General features: G+C 58.1%; 1 protein-coding gene and 1 other annotated feature. The gene reads right to left on the bottom strand.

Annotated features, from left to right (window positions below; genetic code table 11):
• Nucleotides 1-34 precede the first annotated feature (34 nt).
• A protein-coding gene (locus B9Z34_RS14395) for an IS3 family transposase (protein WP_108428800.1) occupies nucleotides 35-1,272 on the bottom strand; the annotation gives its coding sequence in 2 pieces (ribosomal slippage) (nucleotides 35-981 and nucleotides 981-1,272; 1,239 coding nt in all).
• Nucleotides 875-991: a sequence feature (AL1L pseudoknot), on the bottom strand. It overlaps the preceding gene by 117 nt.
• Nucleotides 1,273-1,322: the final 50 nt, after the last annotated feature.

The following is a 1,322-nucleotide window of genomic DNA, read 5'->3' as shown; positions in this document are numbered from 1 at the left end:
TGAATCGCCCCGGGTTTCGTGGAGGCCAGTTGGTTTAAGTTGAGACCTCTGTCTCGTTCTTTCCGGCTAGCTGCCGGTAGTAGTTCACCTCAGCTTCGGCCGGTGGAATATACCCAATCGAGCTGAGCAGTCGGTGGTGGTTGAACCAAGCCACCCATTCCAGGGTCGCCAGTTCCAGTGCCTCCTTGGTTTTCCAGTGTGCACGGCGGTGGATCAATTCGGCCTTGTACAGCCCATTGATCGTCTCGGCCAAGGCGTTGTCGTAGCTGTCGCCACGGCTGCCCACCGAGGGTTCTATCCCTGCTTGGGCCAGGCGTTCGGTGTAGAGAATGGAAACATATTGAGACCCTCTGTCCGAGTGATGTATCAATGCATCTGAGCGTTCAGGTTGCCTGTCGAACAAGGCTTGCTCCAGCGCATCCAAGACAAAGTCCGTGCGCATGGAGCTACTCACACGCCAGCCCACGATGCGTCGGGCAAACACATCGATCACAAAGGCCACGTATTGCCAGCCCTGCCAGGTGCTGACGTAGGTGAAGTCCGACACCCACAGCTGGTTGGGCCGATCGGCTTTGAATTGACGGTTGACCCGATCCAGTGGGCATGGTGCTGCTTTATCTGGCACCGTGGTGCGCACGACCTTGCCCCTGCGAACGCCGTGTAATCCCATGCGCTTCATGAGCCGCTCGACCGTACAGCGCGCCACCTTGGTGCCCTCACGATTCATCTGGTGCCAGACCTTGTCAGCGCCGTAGACCTGCATGTTGGCCTGCCAGACGGCTTGGATTTGCGGCATCAGGGCTTCATCACTTTTGGCTCGGGCGCAAAGCAGTTCGGGCTTGCGTTTGCGGGCAGCATGGCACCTGTAGCCAGACGGGGCAATTTGCAGCACTTTGCAAATCGGCTCGACCCCATAGGCCTGGCGGTTTTGATCAACAAAATCCCTCAGGACTTGAGTCGGCGGTCGAGCTCCGCCTGGGCAAAAAAAGCGCTCGCCAGCTTGAGGATTTCGTTGGCTTTGCGCAGTTCTTTGACTTCACGCTCCAGATCTTTGATGCGGGCTCGCTCGTCAGAGCTGACGCCATCGCGCATGCCTTCGTCAACCTCATGCTGGCGAACCCAGTCGTTGAGGGTTTGCGGCACGCAGCCGATCTTGGGGGCAATGGACTCAATGGTGGCCCAAAGGGAGGGGTACTCGCCTCGGTGTTCGAGCACCATGCGGACAGCGCGTTCGCGCACCTCGGGTGAAAAACGGTTTGATTTCTTGCTCATGGCTCCATCTTCTCAAAGTGTGGAGCCTCCTCAAAATCCGGGGCGATTCA

The sequence above is a fragment of the Limnohabitans sp. Hippo3 genome, from assembly GCF_003063665.1.
In the GTDB taxonomy this organism is placed as follows: Bacteria; Pseudomonadota; Gammaproteobacteria; order Burkholderiales; family Burkholderiaceae_C; genus Limnohabitans_A.
Note: the sequence above shows the minus strand (reverse complement) of the source record. Positions and strands in the feature narration are given on the sequence as shown.